We start from the raw sequence: 17,019 nt of genomic DNA on the forward strand, positions 1-17,019 counted from the left end.
CCAGCCGCAAGGCCGGGGCAGTTACGGAGAAATACATGATCACACTGACCGAAAAAGCGGCGAAACACATCAACCGTTATATCGAACGGCGCGGCAAGGGCATGGGCCTGCGCTTTGGCGTGCGTACCACGGGCTGCTCGGGCCTGGCCTACAAGCTGGAATATGTCGATGAAGTGGCGGCCGAAGACAGCGTTTTTGAGTCGCACGGCGTGAAAGTCTTCGTCGACCCGAAAAGCTTGCCTTACATCGACGGCACGGAACTCGATTTCGCGCGCGAAGGCTTGAACGAAGGTTTCAAGTTCCACAATCCGAACGAAAAAGACGCCTGCGGCTGCGGCGAGTCCTTCAGGATTTAAACAGCTGGCAAGACCCCGGTCGGTGCGCTGTACCCATCGATTGCGGTACAGCGACCACTGACCATTATGCAAAACCACTTCGAATTATTCCAGTTGCCGGCGCAGTTCTCGCTCGACATGAGCGCGCTCGACGCAGCCTACCGCGACGTGCAGGGCAAGGTCCATCCGGACCGCTTCATCAACGCCAGCAGCGCTGAAAAGCGCGTGGCGATGCAATGGGCCACGCGCGCCAATGAAGCCTACCAAACCCTGAAAAGCCCGCAAAAACGCGCGCAATACCTGTGCGAGCTCAATGGCGTCGACCTGCAGACGGAGTCGAACACGGCCATGCCGGTCAGCTTCCTGATGCAGCAGATGGAATGGCGCGAAGAACTGGGCGACGCGCGTGCCGGCAAGGATGCCGACGCGCTCGACGCCCTGGACCGCCAGCTGCGCGGCGAACGCAAGGCCTTGCTGGCCCAGGTGGCGGCCCAGCTCGACGCCGCCGACTATGTGAATGCGGCGCAAAGCGTGCGCGCCCTGATGTTCCTCGACAAATTCGGCGAGGAAGTCCGTTTTACCTATGAGGCGATCGAAGCCTGAGAGTACCTGACATAAGCTACTGCGCGTCGCGCTTTGCGGCCTGCGATGCTCACCGTACTAGAGTACGGTTGCGCTTCTCGGCCACAAATCACTGCCGCTCGCTACGCTTCTGTCAGGTACTCGGGACTGTGGCGAGCGTGTGATTCGCGCGCGTCTTATAATGCGCGACAGGCATCAACCGCATCACGCAAAAAATTAATCGAGGCACGAATACAATGGCACTTCTGCAAATTTCCGAACCAGGCATGTCGACCGCGCCGCACCAGCACCGCCTGGCCGTCGGCATCGATCTGGGCACCACCAATTCCCTGGTCGCCACCGTCCGCAACAGCATCCCCGAGGTGCTCAACGATGAAGACGGGCGCTCCCTGCTGCCGTCCGTCGTGCGCTACCTGCCGAACGGCCACGCCAATATCGGCTACAAGGCCCTGGCCGCGCAAACGACCGACCCGAAGAATACCATCGTGTCCGTGAAACGCTTCATGGGCCGCGGCCTGGCCGACATCGCCTACGCGGAAAACCTGCCCTACGATTTCCAGGATACGCCTGGCATGGTGCAGCTGAAAACCGTGGCCGGCGTGAAAAGCCCCGTCGAAGTGTCGGCGCAAATCCTCGCCACCCTGCGCCAGCGCGCGGAAGACTCGCTCGGCGACGACCTGGTCGGCGCCGTCATCACCGTGCCGGCCTACTTTGACGACGCGCAGCGCCAGGCCACCAAGGATGCGGCGCAGCTGGCCGGCATCAACGTGCTGCGCCTGCTGAGCGAGCCGACGGCCGCCGCCATCGCGTATGGCCTCGATAACGCGTCCGAAGGCGTGTACGCCGTGTACGACCTCGGCGGCGGCACCTTCGACATCTCGATCCTGCGACTGAGCAAGGGTGTCTTCGAAGTGCTGTCCACGGGCGGCGACTCGGCGCTGGGCGGCGACGATTTCGACCGCCGCCTGTTCTGCTGGATCAGCGAGCACGCCAAGCTGGCGCCCCTGTCCGACGAAGACACGGCCATCCTGATGGTGAAAGCGCGCGAGATCAAGGAATTGCTGTCGACCAAGTCGGAAACGACGATCGACGCCAAGCTGAACTCGGACGAAGAGATCCACCTGCGCATCACGGCAGCGGACTTTGCCGCCATGACGCAGCACCTGGTCGCCAAGACCATGAACGCCATCAAGAAAGCCCTGCGCGACGCGAACGTGGATGCGGACGACGTCGACGGCGTGGTGATGGTGGGCGGCGCCACGCGCATGCCGCACGTGCAGCGCGCCGTGAGCGAATTTTTCCACACGACGCCGCACGCGAACATCGACCCGGACAAAGTCGTGGCGCTGGGCGCCGCCATCCAGGCGAACTTGCTGGCCGGCAACCGCGCCGCCGGCGACGACTGGCTGCTGCTGGACGTGATCCCGCTGTCGCTCGGCATCGAAACCATGGGCGGCCTGGTGGAAAAGATCATCCCGCGCAATTCGACGATCCCGTGCGCGCGTGCGCAGGAGTTCACGACGTTTAAAGATGGCCAGACGGCGTTGGCCGTGCACGTGCTGCAGGGCGAACGTGAACTGGTGAGCGACTGCCGCTCGCTGGCGCGTTTTGAATTGCGCGGCATTCCGCCGATGGTGGCGGGCGCCGCGCGCATCCGCATCACGTACCAGGTCGACGCGGACGGCTTGCTGTCCGTCTCGGCGCGCGAGCTGCGCTCGGGCGTGGAAGCGTCGATCAGCGTCAAGCCGGCCTACGGCCTGGGCGACGACGACATCGCGCGCATGCTGCAGGATTCGTACACCTCGGCCGACGTCGACATGGTGGCGCGCGCGCTGCGCGAAGAACAGGTGGAAGCGGAGCGCATCCTGCTGGCCACGCAGTCGGCGTTGGACGAAGACGGCGGCTTGCTCGATGACGCCGAGCGCGTCACCGTCGACGGCTTGATGAACAAGGTGCGCGACGCCATCGTGCAATCGCAAAGCGGCGCCATCGATCACCAGGCCTTGAAGCTGGCGATTGAAGCGTTGGCCGACGGCACCGAGGATTTCGCCTCGCGCCGCATGGACCGCAGCGTGCGCACGGCTCTCACCGGCAAATCGCTGGATCAGGTCGTACAAGACTAATTGAACAGCGCGCCGCCGAAGCTGCGGCCGCGCTCCGAATGACAGACTGAAAGAAGAAACCATGCCACAAATCGTTATCCTGCCGCACGCCAAGCTTTGCCCGGACGGCGCCGTCATCGAAGCCCCTGCCGGCAAGTCCATCTGCGACATCCTGCTGGAAAACGACATCGACATCGAGCACGCCTGCGAAAAATCGTGCGCCTGCACCACTTGCCACGTGCTGGTCCGCGAAGGCATCGAATCGCTGAACGAAGCGACGGAACTGGAAGAAGACATGCTGGACAAGGCCTGGGGCCTGGAAGCCGTGTCGCGCCTGTCGTGCCAGTCCATCGTGGCCGACGCCGACCTCGTCGTCGAAATCCCGAAATACACGATCAACCAGGTCAGCGAAGGCAGTCACTAAGATGAAATGGTCCGACATCACCGCGATTGCCGAAGCCTTGTTCGACACGCATCCGGACATCGATCCCCTGACCGTGCGTTTCACCGACCTGCATAACTGGGTGGTGGAACTGGACGGCTTCGACGATGACCACACGCGCGGCGGCGAAAAAGTGCTCGAAGCGATACAGATGGCGTGGATCGATGAAGCGCGCTAAGGGCGCGGCAGCCGCCGCCACCGCAGTCGCTGCGCCGAAAGACATCATCACGGCCGCCAGCAACATGCCCGAGATCAAGGATGGCCAGTCGGTCGCCTTGCTGCAGGAATTGCACATCCTGACGCGCGACGGCAAGATGAACCAGGACAGCCGCCGCAAGCTCAAGCAGGTGTACCACCTGACGCAGTTCATCGAGCCGTTGCTGCGTGAAGTGCAGCTGGACCACCCTGGCGTCTCGCTGGTCGACCACGGCGCCGGCAAGTCGTATCTGGGCTTTATCCTGTACGACCTGTTCTTCAAGAACGGCAATGACGGTTCGCACATCTACGGCATCGAGACGCGCGAAGAGCTGGTGCAGCGCTCGCAGGAGCTGGCGAAGAAATTCAAATTCCCCGGCATGTCGTTCCTGCCGCTGTCCGTGGCCGAATCGACGGAGTCAAACTTGCTGCCGCAGCAGATCGACATCGTCACGGCCTTGCATGCCTGCAACACGGCCACCGATGACGCGATCCACTTCGCCCTGAAGAAAAAGGCGAAATTCATGGTACTGGTGCCATGCTGCCAGGCGGAAGTCGCGTCCGTGCTGAAGAAGAACAAGGGCAAGAGCCTGGGCAAGAGTGTCTTGACGGAACTGTGGCGCCACCCGCTGCACACGCGCGAATTCGGTAGCCAGATCACCAACGTGCTGCGCTGTTTGCAACTGGAAGCCCATGGCTACCAGGTCAGCGTGACGGAACTGGTGGGCTGGGAGCATTCGATGAAGAATGAACTGATCATCGCCAGCTACAAGAACTTGCCGCGCCAGCGGCCGACGGAGCGCCTGCAGGAAGTGCTGCAGACCTTGGGCCTGGAAGAGATGGGCCACCGTTTCTTTGCCGAGGAATTGGCCAAGGCCACGGCCTGACTTGTTGGATTACGCGTTCCGCTAATCCAGCCTACCATATTCGCCACCGCAGCGCCGGTCGGGTAGGTCGGATTAGCGCGCAAGCGCGTAATCCGACAACTACCAGGCAGTCAGCAACAACGTCAACAAAAGGGGAGGAGCCGGTCGGTTACAATACCGGCTTTCTCCTCCCTTGCTTTTTGCGCCTCCCCATGACCACACCAATCGAAATGCCCACCGTCCGCCTGGCCAAGCGCCTGTCTGAAGACGTACCTTGTTCGCGCCGCGAGGCCGAGCTGTATATCGAGGGCGGCTGGGTGACGGTCGATGGCGTGCTGGTGGAAGAGTCGGGTGCGCGCGTGGCCGACAATCAAACGGTGGTGCTGCTGCCAAATGCAACCCTGGAAGAAATGCCGCCCGTGACGATTCTGCTGCACAAGCCGGCTGGGATCAATGGCGGCGTCGGTAGCGAAGGCAAGCCGGCATTGAGCTGTTTGCGTCCCGAAGAAATTTTCACGCCGGAAAATGTGGCGCCCAGCTCCGTTACGCGCTTTCTCAAGCGTCATCTGATCGGCCTGACCATCACCAATCCGCTCGAGACCATGGCCTCCGGTTTGCTGGTGTTTACGCAGGATTTCCGCGTGGCCCGCAAGCTGGTCGACGAAGCGAAAACGGTGGAGCAGGAATTCATCGTGGAAGTGTCGGGCGCCATCGCCGAGAATGGCCTGGCGCTGCTGAATCACGGCTTGCCCTTCAATGGCAAGCCTTTGCCGCCGATCAAGGTCAGCTGGCAAAATGAAACGCGTTTGCGCTTTGCCCTGAAAAACGTGCAGCCAGGCCAGATCGCCCACATGTGCAAGATGGTGGGACTGGACGTCGTCGCCATGAAACGCTTGCGCATCGGCCGTATTTCGATGGGCGCCATGCCGTCAGGCCAGTGGCGCTATCTGCAAGGCTACGAACGGTTCTAGTAACACCTGAGCAAACCTACTGCGCGTCGCTATTTGCGGCCTGCGATGCTCACTGTACTAGAGTACAGTTGCGCTTCTTAGCCACAACTAGCTTCCGCTCGCTACGGTTTTCTCAGGCGTCGTGAGGCTGGCTGTTTGCTGCGGACTGCATTTGCTCGCGTGGCTTTCTGCAAAGCTTTTCCAGAGCCGTTCGGCGATATTCAGGGCGATGGTATCGGCCTTCTCTTGCAGGGCCGCATTGCCCATGCTTTCCGTCGTGGCGAAGAACAGGGTCAGCCAGCGGCGGAACATGCAGGGCGTCAAATTTTCCATTTGCGCGTGCTGGGCCAGCGGCTTGCCGTGGTAGCGCATAGTGCCGCGCAGCAAACCTGACCAGAAATCGACCAATGTTGCCAGGTGGGCATCCCAATCCTTGACCTCGGCGGCAAAGATGGGGCCCAGCATGGCGTCGTCGCGCGCGGCCGCATAAAAGGTGTGGACGAGGTGTTTGACTTCGTCTTCGCTGCAGACTTCCTCGCGGTAGGGTGCGAAGCGTGTGTGGGGGAAGGGGGCGGTATTATTCATGGCATGCCATGATCGCAGAGCCCCCGTGGCGCTTCAATGACCCAGGTCAAGCCGCATAAAAACTCAGGCGGCGACTTTCTTCGACTTCTTCGCCGGTGCCGGCAATTGCACGATCTGCGTGCCCACCAGCTTGTCGTGCAGGAATTGACCATTGCCCGTGAACAGGGCCGTGCTGGACCAGGCCAGGATGCCCACGCCGATGGCGCCCAGAGCCGTCCAGTGCTGCAGGTCGAAGGCATACGCCGCCACGAGCGCGGGCAGCAGCCACATCCATGACAGGACATAGCGGTAGGCGGCCACGCGCAGCGGCACGTGGGCGTGGCCCGGCAGCACGACTTTCAGGCGCCACGTCTTCATGGCCAGGGTTTGTCCTTCGCGACTCCACTGATGGATGAAATACGCGCCCATGACGAGGAAGGCCAGGCATTGGCGCATGTGTTCCGTCAACGGCGTATGCGCGCCTTGCACGGCCAGTTCAAACAGCAGGAAGGGCAAGAACAGCACGGCCAAGGCCAGCAGCGACTCGTAGACCATGGAAATCAGGCGGCGCTTGATCGTGGGATGGGAAGTGGTGCTGGCGGCAGGCGTACTATTTGACATTGCTTGGCAGTGGGGCAGGCGTGGCAGGTGGCGTGACGGGCACGGCGGCGGCAGGTGGTGTGGTGGCGGCAGGATCGCCTGCCGGCACGGCCGTCGCTGCGGGAGCGGGCGGCAGGACTGGCGCGGCGACGGCAGGCGCTGCCGGCGTGGCAGGCGGCAGTATCACGGGCGGCTTGCTCGTATTTGAATTGATCGCCGGCACTTTGCCCAGCGGTTTTTTCGGCACCAGTTCCGTCGCCAGCTTTTTCTTTTGATCTTCCGGCAATTGCTGGTATTGCTCCCATTGCGCGGTTTTTTGACCCGGATCAATCTTTTTCGTTCGCGTATAGTTTTCGCGCACGAGGCGGCGCTGTTCCGGCGTCAGCTTGACCCATTCGCGCATGCGGTCATGCACGCGCGTTTGCTCGTCTGGTGTCATGGACGCGAAACGGTTGGCGATATCGAGCCATTTCTGCTTGCGCAGCGGTTCCAGCTTGTTCCATTCGCCCGCCAGCGGCTGCAGGGCTTCCTGCTGCGCGCGCGACAGCTTGTTCCACGATGGATTCTCTCCCGCCTTGGGCGTGCCGCCTTTGCCGGTCGTACGGGGCGAGCCGGGCTTGGCGGCCGGGGCCGGCGCCACCACGGGCGCGGCGGCCACGGGAGGGGCGGCGGGAGCGGCATGTTGCTGCGCGCCTACCCAGGCGGCGCCCGCCAGGGCGCAGGCACCCAGGCCGATGCCGCCGGCCAGCCAGCCTTTGCGTACGCTCGTGCGTGCCATTTATTGCTCGCGTTTCGTCAGGTAGGCGTTGAAGCCATGGTCCATATAGGCGGAGAGCGGCAATTCGTCCGACAGCACGGCGGCGTCGATTTCTGCCAGTTCGGCAATATGTTGTTCCTGCTCAAACTGATAGATGCCCACCAGGCCGCCAACGAGCAGCAGCAGCGGGATGATGACGCTCATGCGGCCCAGCCACGACAGCGGTTCGACGAACAGGCTGCTGGCGATGCCGGCGAAGACGTCCTTGCGTACGGCGACGGCGGCGGGCGCGTCCGCCTTCTTGCGCGACAGGGCCAGCTTGCGTGCCGCCGCCAGGCGATCGGTGGCCGATGCGGGCAGGTCGTCGAGTTTTTCGTTCAGTGCATGGCGCACTTTGTAAGCGAAATTGAGATCGTCGGTGTTCATAATTTAATTCCCTTGGCTTTCAGCGATTCGGCGAGCGTGTGGGTAGCTCTAGAGCAATGTGTTTTCACGCTACCTTCGGAGCAACCCATCGCTTCCGCTGTTTCAGCCACATCCATGTCCTGCCAGTAACGCATGAGGAAGGCTTCGCGTTGACGTGAGGGCAGTTTTTGTACCTCTGCATCAATCAAATCAAGCATTTGCGCGCGTTCGACCTGGTCGGCCGACGATTCGGCGGCGCTGGAGCCTTGTTCCGATTCATATGTGTCAAGTATATCAAAATCTTCATGCTCGTCGCCCGAAGGCTTCATGCCGGAAAACAGGCTGACCCAGGTGTTGCGCACTTTTTCTCGGCGGAAATAGTCGAGTATGGTGTTCTGCAGGATGCGCTGGAACAGCATCGGCAGTTCGGCGGCTGGCTTGTCGCCGTACTTTTCGGCCAGCTTGATCATGGCGTCCTGCACGATGTCGAGTGCCGACTCTTCCTTGCGGACCGCGTAGGCGGCCTGCTTGAAGGCGCGCCGCTCGACATTTTCTAGAAAGTCGGATAATTCTTTGTCTGTTGCCATGCGGTATTGGGGATCTTAGCGGCTGCGGGGGCGGTGGGCGAATTGGGGCGGGTATGCTTTTTGCAACCCCGTGCATGCTAGCAAAAAATGTGCGTTTCCGCAGGGTTTTTGCACGGCGTGCGGGCGAAATGGCCTTTCGGCCGACATTTTCCTTGACCATAATGGTGCAACGCGATAACGTATGGGACGCTTTGAACACCCCAAAGCCCTATGGTCAGGTCGCGACCGGCACACAAGGCCATCCGCGGCAAGACGCGCTTTCATTTGTAGGCAGTTTGTTCTAACCCGCGCCACAAGCGCGAGCGGTTCGTACAGGCGCCACAGAAACTCCGGCCAAACGAGTTGCGTTAAGCGTTGTTTTGTAAGGTATCTATGGGTGCCCAAAGAAATGTCGTGACCGCATGAAAAGGGAAGCAGGAGCACTGTCGCGCACGGCGAACTTCGTCAGGAAAGAACATCCGATCAATCTCCAATGGACCTTGAAAGGAATGTTTCATGAATACCGAAGCAGCAGCAGGACCCATTACCGGCGCAGAAATTGTCGTGCGCTGTCTGGCTGAAGAGGGCGTCGAGCACGTCTTTGGATACCCGGGCGGAGCCGTACTCTACATCTACGACGCCATCTTCCAGCAAAACAAATTCCAGCATATCCTGGTACGCCACGAGCAGGCCGCGATCCACGCCGCCGATGCCTATTCGCGCAGCTCGAACAAAGTCGGTGTCGCCATCGTCACGTCCGGTCCGGGCGTCACGAATGCCGTCACGGGCCTGTCCACCGCGTACATGGACTCGATTCCCATGGTGGTGATCTCCGGCCAGGTGCCGAGCCACGCCATCGGACAGGATGCGTTCCAGGAATGCGACACGGTCGGCATCACGCGCCCCGTCGTCAAGCACAACTTCCTCGTCAAGGACGTCAAGGACCTGGCATCGACGATCAAGAAAGCCTTCTTCATCGCCCGTACCGGCCGTCCGGGACCCGTGCTGGTCGATATCCCCAAGGATATCAGCATGCACAAATGCCATTTCGACTATCCGAAGGAAGTCGAAATGCGTTCCTACCGTCCCGTCGACAAGGGCCACTCGGGCCAGATTCGCAAGGCCGTGCAGCTGTTGCTGCAAGCCGAGCGCCCGATGATCTACACGGGCGGCGGCGTCATCCTCGCGCATGCGGCTCCCGAGCTGAACAAGCTGGTCGACCGCCTGGGTTTCCCGTGCACCAACACCTTGATGGGTCTGGGCGGCTACCGCGCCTCGAGCGAGCAGTATGTCGGCATGCCCGGCATGCACGGCACCTATGAAGCGAACATGGCGATGCAGAACTGCGACGTCCTGATCGCCATCGGCGCCCGTTTCGATGACCGCGTGATCGGCAACCCGAAACATTTCGCCTCGCATCCGCGCAAGATCATCCACGTGGACATCGATCCATCGTCGATTTCCAAGCGAGTCAAGGTCGATATCCCCATCGTCGGCAACGTCAAGGACGTGCTGATCGAGTTCCTCGCGCAACTGGACGCGGCCGAAGCCAAGCCGAACGTCAATGCCTTGAGCAACTGGTGGAAGCAGATCGCCGAATGGCGTGGCCGCGAATGCCTGAAATACCCGACTTCCGACCTGGTCATCAAGCCGCAATCGGTGGTGGAAAAGGTATTCCAGATCACCAAGGGCGATGCTTTCATCACATCCGACGTGGGCCAGCACCAGATGTGGGCCGCGCAATACTATGGCTTCGACAAGCCGCGCCGCTGGATCAATTCCGGCGGCCTGGGCACCATGGGTGTCGGCTTGCCATACGCCATGGGCGTGCAGATGGCCAATCCGGACGCCACCGTTGCCTGCATCACGGGTGAAGGTTCGATCCAGATGTGCATCCAGGAATTGGCAACGTGCAAGCAGTATCACCTGACGCCGAAGATCATCATGCTCAACAACCGTTTCCTCGGCATGGTGCGCCAGTGGCAGGAAATCGATTACGGTTCGCGCTATTCCGAGTCATACATGGATTCGCTGCCCGACTTCGAGAAGCTGGCGGAAGCGTACGGCCACGTGGGCATGAAAATTGAAAAACCGGGCGACGTCGACGGCGCCCTGAAAGAGGCGTTTGGCATGAAAGACAGGCTGGTATTCATGAACTTCATTACCGACCAGTCCGAAAACGTGTGGCCCATGGTGAAAGCCGGCAAAGGCCTGTCCGAAATGATGCTCGGCTCGGAGGACCTCTAATCATGCGCCATATTATTTCTGTCTTGCTGGAAAACGAAGCGGGCGCCCTGTCGCGCGTGGTGGGCCTGTTCTCGGCACGCGGGTACAACATCGAAACCTTGACGGTGGCGCCGACGGAAGACTCGACCCTGTCGCGCATGACCATCGTCACCAGCGGCTCGGACGACATCATCGAGCAGATCACCAAGCACCTCAACCGCCTCATCGAAGTGGTGAAAGTGGTGGACCTGACCGAAGGCCAGCATATCGAACGCGAGTTGATGCTGATCAAGGTTCGTGCCGTGGGCAAGGAGCGCGAGGAAATGAAGCGCACCGCCGATATCTTCCGTGGCCGCATCATCGATGTCACCGAAAAGACGTACACGATCGAGCTGACCGGTAACAAGGTCAAGCTCGACGCGTTCATCGATTCGATCGACCGCGCCGCCATCCTGGAAACCGTCCGTACGGGTGGTTCCGGCATCGGCCGCGGCGAACGCATCCTCAAAGTATAAAAATATAAGCAGCTCTACGCGGCCCTGGCGCCGCATTTAAAACAACAACGCATCATCAAATTATAGGAAATACCATGAAAGTTTTTTACGACAAAGACGCTGACCTCTCCTTGATCAAAGGCAAAAACGTTGCCATCATCGGCTACGGTTCGCAAGGCCATGCACACGCCCAAAACCTGAACGATTCGGGCGTCAACGTCACCGTCGGCCTGCGCAAGGGCGGCGCTTCGTGGACCAAGGTCGAGCAAGCCGGCCTGAAAGTAGCGGAAGTCAACGACGCCGTGAAAGCGGCCGACGTCATCATGATCTTGCTGCCAGATGAAAACATCGCCCAGGTCTACAACGAAAACATCGCGCCGTTCGCCAAGCAAGGCGCCGTGCTGGCCTTCGCCCACGGCTTCAACGTGCATTACGGCCAAGTCGTGCCACGCGCCGACCTGGACGTGATCATGGTCGCGCCGAAAGCCCCGGGCCACACCGTGCGCGCCACTTACACCCAGGGTGGCGGCGTGCCCCACCTGATCGCCGTGTACCAGGACAAATCGGGCATCGCCCGCGATATCGCCCTGTCGTACGCTTCGGCCAACGGCGGCGGCCGTGCCGGCATCATCGAAACGAATTTCCGTGAAGAAACCGAAACGGATCTGTTCGGCGAACAGGCCGTGCTGTGCGGCGGCGCCGTGGAACTGATCAAGGCCGGCTTCGAAACCCTGACGGAAGCGGGCTACGCGCCTGAAATGGCGTACTTCGAGTGCTTGCACGAACTGAAGCTGATCGTCGACCTGATCTATGAAGGCGGCATCGCCAACATGAACTACTCGATCTCGAACAACGCTGAATACGGCGAATACGTGACCGGTCCTAAAGTCGTGACGTCGGCCACCAAGGATGCGATGCGTCAATGCCTGAAAGACATTCAGACGGGCGAATACGCGAAGAGCTTCATCCTGGAAAACAAGGCAGGCGCACCGACCCTGATCTCGCGCCGTCGTTTGACGTCCGAGCACCAGATCGAAGAAGTGGGCGCGAAACTGCGCGCCATGATGCCTTGGATCGCCAAGAACAAGATGGTTGACCAGTCGAAAAACTAAGCAGTTATCGTTCCTTGCAAGAAGCCGGCGCAAGCCGGCTTTTTTTATGCGCATCGTTTGGCAGGCAACATCCGTTACAATCAGGCCCATTCAACAATACCGTGCGCATCATGCTTGTTTTTTCTAAAGTTTTTGTCGGGAATCTTCATGTGGTCAAGCGCCCCTTCCTTGTGACCATCAGCTGCTGGTTTCTGATTTTCGGCGCGCTGTCAGCGCTGGTCTCGTCCTACCTCGGCCGCAACGATCCCGCCATGCAGGCTGCAATGGGGCACAGCGTGATTTCCGCCGAGGCGCAATACGCGATTTTGATGTTTAGCATGGGCATTAACCTGGTGGCGGCGCTGGCCATGCTGCAAAGGCAGCGTGGCGCGCGCACCGTGTATCTGGTGTGGGGCGTGATCGACATTGTGATCTGCCTGGCGACCTTGCCGGTCAAAATGCACGTCTTGCCTGGCGCGCTCCTGTTCGCCGTCATCTGCGCCTTGCTGTACAGTCCGAAATCGAATGCCTGGTTTTCGCCACGCAAGGCAGCCAACGATGCCTGCATGACGCCAGCGTGAACACGGAGGTCTTGGCGCGCACGCTTTTCGCCCGCCTCCTGTCTTTTTATATTCCTATATAATCCCGCCCTTCCTTTGCAGTTTCCTGTGGACTGCATCTGTTTCGGTATCTGCCGACCGCAACGCGCATCACCGCTTTTGTAGCACGCCAGGCGCTAAATGATCAGCCGCTTGGCAACCTGAAGGACCCCTATGACTGACCGCATTACCGCCACAGTACCCATGCCGGGCACTGCAGAATCTTCCATTTCCGAACGGCTTCCCGTCCTGGCCTTGCTGGCCCTGGCCATGACGGCGTTTCTCGCCCTCCTGTCGGAAACCTTGCCGGCCGGCTTGCTGCCGCAGATTGCCCGCGACCTGAATATTTCCGAAGTCATGACGGGCCAGCTGGTGACCGTCTACGCCATCGGCTCCATCCTGACGGCGATTCCGCTGACGGCACTGACGAGCGGCTGGCGCCGGCGCAATGTCTTGCTGCTGGCCATCATCGGTTTCTTGATCTTCAATACGGCGACGGCCCTGTCGCCCAACTATATGGTTGCCCTGGCCTCGCGCTTCGTCACCGGCATGGCCGCCGGGCTGGCCTGGGGCTTGATGGCCGGCTACGCGCGCCGCATGGTGAGCGTCGAACAGCAGGGCAGGGCGATGGCCATTGCCATGATCGGCACGCCGCTGGCGCTGTCGCTGGGCGTGCCGCTGGGCACCCTGATGGGCGGCGTGCTGGGCTGGCGCAGCATCTTCGGCATCATGTCGGGCCTGGCTGTGGTGCTGGTCGCGTGGGTGCTGCTGGTCGTACCCGATTATCCGGGGCAAAAGAATGGCGAGCGCCTGTCGATCCGCCAGGTGTTCCTGACGCCGGGCGTGCGGCCGATTCTGGCCGTCATCGTCGCCTGGATGCTGGCGCATAACATTCTGTATACCTATATCGCGCCGTTCCTGGCGCCGTCCGGCTTGCGCCCCCGCGTCGACCTGGTGCTGCTTGTGTATGGCGTGGGTTCCCTGGCAGGCATCTGGCTGGTCAGCCAGCTGATCGACCGCTGGCTGCGCCCGCTCGTGCTGGGCTGCATCGCCGCCTTGGCCCTCGTGATGGTCGCGCTGGGCCTGGCGATGGACTCGCCCACCGTCATCTATGTCAGCATGGCCATCTGGGGCATCACCTTTGGCGGCGCCGGCACCTTGCTGCAGACGGCGTCGGCGGACGCGGCCGGCGACGGCATGGACGTGGCGCAAGCCATGGTGGCCACCATCTGGAACGTGGCCATTGCGGGCGGCGGCCTGGCGGGCGGCTTGCTGCTCGACGGCTATGGCGCGGCTTCGTTCCCGTGGGCCATGCTGGCCTTGCTGATGGTGGCATTGACCATTGCCTGTCGCGCGCATCGCCACAGTTTCAAGCCGGGCCGGCGCAGCGGCGGCACGGTGGTCGGACACTAATAACATTGTTATTTATGATGACAGTGTGTTGAAATGTGAGCAGATGTGACTGGCAAGCGCATTTTGTGACGATTTGTTAATTTGCGCCACGGGAATGAATGAGGCGTTAGAATCTACACAGTTTGACAAGTTTCTCAGGCGAAAGGGATGGCAAAAGCATCCCTTTCGCTGGCTGTCAGCCACATTAACTACTAGGAGTACCCCCATGACCGTGATGAAATCCGTCCTTGTTGCCGCCGCAGCCACCGTTGCCCTGAGCGCGCAAGCCCAATCCTTGCCAACCAACGGCACCCTGGTGGTCGTACCCGCATTTGGCGAAGTCAAGCATGTCAATGACCAGGTGGTCGCTACCCTGGCCGTCGAAGAACAGGACAAGGACAAGGCTGCCGCCGCGTCGCGAGTCAACCAGAAGATGAACAAGGGTATCGCCATCGTCAAGCAGGCCGACCCGTCGGCGGCGCTGAAATCGTACGGCTATTACACCTATCCCGTGTATCCGGAAGAGCGCCCATTGCCGGCTGGCGCCGTGGCCAAGCCGCGCTTGCCTACGGCCTGGCGTGTCGGCCAGTACCTGGAAGTGACGACGGCCAACCTGGCGTCGCTGCCAAAAACCGTGTCGGCGGCGCAAGGCGTGCTGACCCTGAATGGCTTGAATTTCGGCCTGAAGCCGGAAACCATCCGCCTGCTCGATGACCAGCGCATCGCCGCCACGTACAAAAACCTGAACGAGCGCGTGGCCGCCATCGCCAAGGCCATGGGCCGCAACGTCTCCGATGCCGTGCTCGATACGGTGGACTTCGAAGGTTCGGGCAACTACACCACGGAAAACCGTGCTGCCGCCGCACCGATGATGATGCGCAGCGCCAAGATGAGCGAAGACAGTACCGTGGCCGAACCAAGCTTCGAACCAGGCGAAACGACGCTCGACATGCGTGTCGTCGGCAAGGTCAAGTTCAAGTAAGTTCAATAGTGTGGAAGTATTTCCACGTTAGCATGTTTTAAAAATCATGGGGCTGTTGGCCCCATGCTTGTTTTTGCCCCCATATTTTCCAGGAGAACACCATGACCGTCATGAAATCACTGCTGGCCGCAGCCGCCGCTACCATTGCCCTGGGTGTCCAAGCCCAGACCCTGCCCACCTCCGGCACCCTCGTGGTGGTGCCCGCGAATGGCGAAGTGGTGCATGCGAACGACCAGGTGACCATCACCCTGGCCGTCGAAGAGCAGGACAAGGACAAGGCCGCCGCCGCCTCGCGCGTGAACCAGAAGATGAACCAGGGCGCGGCCATCGTCAAGAAGGCCGATCCGCAAGCCGTGCTGAAAACCCAGGGCTACTACACGTACGCCGTGTACCCGGAAACGGCGCCCCTGCCGCCTGGCGTCGCCGCCAAGCCCAGAGTGCCGACCGGCTGGCGAGTGGGCCAGTACCTGCAGGTAACGACGACCAACCTGGCCGCCTTGCCGAAAACTGTTTCCGCGGCGCAAGGCGTGCTGACCCTGAACCGTTTGAACTTCGGCCTGGCGCCCGCCACCATCCGCAAGCTCGACGATCAGCGCATCGCCGCCGCCTACAAAAACCTCAACGAACGCGTGGCCGCCATCGCCGGCGCCATGGGCCGCAACGTCAATGACGCCGTGATCGACACCATCGATTTCGAAGGTTCGGGCAATTACGCGCAGCGCGTCAATGTGACCGGCGCACGCAACATGAGCGCCGACGTTGCAAGCTATGGCGGCAGCCAGGTGGCCGAACCGAGCTTCGAGCCGGGCGAAACGACCCTGAACATGGGCCTGGTGGCGAAGATCAAGTTCAAATAATGCTTGAACAGGCGTCAATATTGCCGGCTTGACGCCGCCGCGCTTTTCTTTGGCGGTGGCTCCTCTATAATGGCAACATCGGCGGGCGCATGCCATGACAGTCATGCACCCGCTATCTGGCACCGATTCCCCCGCAGTACACAAGATATGGAACAACATGGCAAACTTCCCCCGTCGTAGAGGCAAGAACGGCACTCCCGCAACATCCAAAGCGTCCCGCTTCAGCAAATTCGTGCGCCAGCCGGTGAGCGATGGCAGTGGCAAGAAAACCTTGCGCCGCCGCGGCATCTATCTGTTGCCGAATGCCTTCACGACGGCAGCCCTGTTTTGCGGCTTCTACGCCATCGTCATGGCCATGAACCAGAAATTCGAACACGCGGCCTGGGCCATCTTCATCGCCATGATTCTCGATGGCCTCGACGGCCGCATCGCGCGCCTGACGAATACGCAGAGCGAATTTGGCGCCCAGTACGACAGCCTGTCCGACATGGTCTCGTTCGGCGCCGCGCCGGCGCTGGTGATCTATGAATGGTCGCTGCGCGGCATGGGCAAGCTGGGCTGGCTGGCCGCCTTCGTGTATTGCGCCGGCGCCGCCTTGCGCCTGGCCCGCTTCAACACGAACATCGCCGTGGTCGACAAGCGCTTCTTCCAGGGCTTGCCCAGCCCGGCGGCAGCGGCCATGGTGGCCGGCTTCATCTTGCTGATGAACGACCTGGAATTTGCCGGCAACCAGCTGGCCTGGGTCTCGTGGACGATCGCCCTGTTCTCCGGCCTGACGATGGTCACCAACGTGCCGTTCTACAGTTTCAAGGATGTGAATTTCCGCAAGTCCGTGCCTTTCATCGTGGTATTCCTGCTGGCATTGTTCTTTGCGCTCATTTCCATCGACCCGCCGAAAGTGCTGTTCCCGATTTTCGTCGCCTATGGCCTGTCCGGCTACGCCGTGTTTTTCTGGCGCATGGCGAAGGGCAAGCCCGTCAGCATCATCCAGACCGACCCCGAGCATTGATGCGC

20 protein-coding genes are annotated in these 17,019 nt (G+C 60.8%); 15 read left to right on the forward strand and 5 right to left on the reverse strand.

Features of this window, described 5'->3' with window-relative positions; all coding sequences use genetic code 11:
- Positions 1-35: 35 nt before the first annotated feature.
- The 7 genes from iscA (at position 36) to ACPJXG_RS08280 (ending at position 5,493) form a co-directional block, all read left to right on the forward strand.
- The gene (iscA, locus tag ACPJXG_RS08250) at positions 36-356 is read left to right on the forward strand and encodes an iron-sulfur cluster assembly protein IscA (protein WP_010399774.1); all 321 of its coding nucleotides are present in this window, start codon (positions 36-38) and stop codon (positions 354-356) included.
- A gap of 66 nt (positions 357-422) precedes the next feature.
- On the forward strand, positions 423-938 hold the full coding sequence (hscB, locus tag ACPJXG_RS08255; RefSeq protein WP_425253923.1) for a Fe-S protein assembly co-chaperone HscB: 516 nt from the start codon (positions 423-425) through the stop codon (positions 936-938).
- 215 nt (positions 939-1,153) lie between these two features.
- On the forward strand, positions 1,154-3,040 hold the full coding sequence (gene hscA / locus ACPJXG_RS08260) for a Fe-S protein assembly chaperone HscA (RefSeq protein ID WP_035820572.1): 1,887 nt from the start codon (positions 1,154-1,156) through the stop codon (positions 3,038-3,040).
- A gap of 61 nt (positions 3,041-3,101) precedes the next feature.
- Positions 3,102-3,443 (forward strand): ISC system 2Fe-2S type ferredoxin, encoded by a 342-nt coding sequence (gene fdx / locus ACPJXG_RS08265; protein WP_035820570.1) that lies wholly within the window; start codon positions 3,102-3,104, stop codon positions 3,441-3,443.
- A gap of 1 nt (position 3,444) precedes the next feature.
- Entirely contained in the window at positions 3,445-3,639 is a 195-nt protein-coding gene (gene iscX / locus ACPJXG_RS08270; RefSeq protein WP_034750067.1) for a Fe-S cluster assembly protein IscX, read from the forward strand.
- Positions 3,626-4,543, forward strand: a complete 918-nt coding sequence (locus tag ACPJXG_RS08275) for a class I SAM-dependent methyltransferase (protein ID WP_034750064.1) — start codon at positions 3,626-3,628, stop codon at positions 4,541-4,543. The genes iscX and ACPJXG_RS08275 overlap by 14 nt, the downstream gene beginning before the upstream one ends.
- Before the next feature lie 191 nt (positions 4,544-4,734).
- Positions 4,735-5,493 (forward strand): rRNA pseudouridine synthase, encoded by a 759-nt coding sequence (locus tag ACPJXG_RS08280; RefSeq protein ID WP_035820567.1) that lies wholly within the window; start codon positions 4,735-4,737, stop codon positions 5,491-5,493.
- Between the two features lie 87 nt (positions 5,494-5,580).
- On the opposite strand, the gene ACPJXG_RS08285 is transcribed toward ACPJXG_RS08280, so the two are convergent.
- From ACPJXG_RS08285 to ACPJXG_RS08305, 5 genes are all read right to left on the reverse strand, one after another.
- On the reverse strand, positions 5,581-6,057 hold the full coding sequence (locus ACPJXG_RS08285; protein WP_425253924.1) for a group III truncated hemoglobin: 477 nt from the start codon (positions 6,055-6,057) through the stop codon (positions 5,581-5,583).
- A 63-nt stretch (positions 6,058-6,120) separates the two neighbouring features.
- The gene (locus ACPJXG_RS08290) at positions 6,121-6,657 is read right to left on the reverse strand and encodes an RDD family protein (RefSeq protein WP_425253925.1); all 537 of its coding nucleotides are present in this window, start codon (positions 6,655-6,657) and stop codon (positions 6,121-6,123) included.
- Entirely contained in the window at positions 6,647-7,414 is a 768-nt protein-coding gene (locus ACPJXG_RS08295; protein ID WP_425253926.1) for a DUF3106 domain-containing protein, read from the reverse strand. Before ACPJXG_RS08295 ends, ACPJXG_RS08290 begins: the two co-directional genes overlap by 11 nt.
- Positions 7,415-7,819: a DUF3619 family protein gene (locus ACPJXG_RS08300; RefSeq protein WP_035820561.1), complete on the reverse strand. Its 405-nt coding sequence runs from the start codon at positions 7,817-7,819 to the stop codon at positions 7,415-7,417.
- Positions 7,816-8,385, reverse strand: a complete 570-nt coding sequence (locus ACPJXG_RS08305; RefSeq protein WP_034750048.1) for an RNA polymerase sigma factor — start codon at positions 8,383-8,385, stop codon at positions 7,816-7,818. The genes ACPJXG_RS08300 and ACPJXG_RS08305 overlap by 4 nt, the downstream gene beginning before the upstream one ends.
- Positions 8,386-8,880: 495 nt before the next feature.
- Here ACPJXG_RS08305 and ACPJXG_RS08310 point away from each other — a divergent pair, with 495 nt between their 5' ends.
- The 8 genes from ACPJXG_RS08310 to pssA all read left to right on the forward strand — a co-directional run bounded on the left by ACPJXG_RS08310 (position 8,881) and on the right by pssA (position 17,014).
- The gene (locus ACPJXG_RS08310; RefSeq protein WP_051958867.1) at positions 8,881-10,611 is read left to right on the forward strand and encodes an acetolactate synthase 3 catalytic subunit; all 1,731 of its coding nucleotides are present in this window, start codon (positions 8,881-8,883) and stop codon (positions 10,609-10,611) included.
- A 2-nt stretch (positions 10,612-10,613) separates the two neighbouring features.
- Positions 10,614-11,105: an acetolactate synthase small subunit gene (gene ilvN / locus ACPJXG_RS08315; protein WP_010399754.1), complete on the forward strand. Its 492-nt coding sequence runs from the start codon at positions 10,614-10,616 to the stop codon at positions 11,103-11,105.
- Between the two features lie 74 nt (positions 11,106-11,179).
- Positions 11,180-12,196, forward strand: a complete 1,017-nt coding sequence (gene ilvC / locus ACPJXG_RS08320; RefSeq protein WP_034750044.1) for a ketol-acid reductoisomerase — start codon at positions 11,180-11,182, stop codon at positions 12,194-12,196.
- A gap of 14 nt (positions 12,197-12,210) precedes the next feature.
- Positions 12,211-12,756, forward strand: coding sequence for a hypothetical protein (locus ACPJXG_RS08325; protein WP_425253927.1), 546 nt, complete (start codon positions 12,211-12,213; stop codon positions 12,754-12,756).
- Positions 12,757-12,948: 192 nt separating this feature from the next.
- A complete protein-coding gene (locus ACPJXG_RS08330; RefSeq protein WP_425253928.1) occupies positions 12,949-14,187 on the forward strand; it encodes an MFS transporter in 1,239 nt (412 codons plus the stop codon).
- A gap of 205 nt (positions 14,188-14,392) precedes the next feature.
- A complete protein-coding gene (locus ACPJXG_RS08335; RefSeq protein WP_425253929.1) occupies positions 14,393-15,148 on the forward strand; it encodes an SIMPL domain-containing protein in 756 nt (251 codons plus the stop codon).
- 101 nt (positions 15,149-15,249) lie between these two features.
- Positions 15,250-16,005: an SIMPL domain-containing protein gene (locus tag ACPJXG_RS08340; RefSeq protein WP_425253930.1), complete on the forward strand. Its 756-nt coding sequence runs from the start codon at positions 15,250-15,252 to the stop codon at positions 16,003-16,005.
- 157 nt (positions 16,006-16,162) lie between these two features.
- Entirely contained in the window at positions 16,163-17,014 is an 852-nt protein-coding gene (gene pssA / locus ACPJXG_RS08345; protein WP_176388397.1) for a CDP-diacylglycerol--serine O-phosphatidyltransferase, read from the forward strand.
- Positions 17,015-17,019 lie beyond the last annotated feature (5 nt).

Source organism: Janthinobacterium sp. NFX145 (assembly GCF_049810325.1).
Lineage (GTDB): Bacteria > Pseudomonadota > Gammaproteobacteria > Burkholderiales > Burkholderiaceae_D > Janthinobacterium > Janthinobacterium rivuli.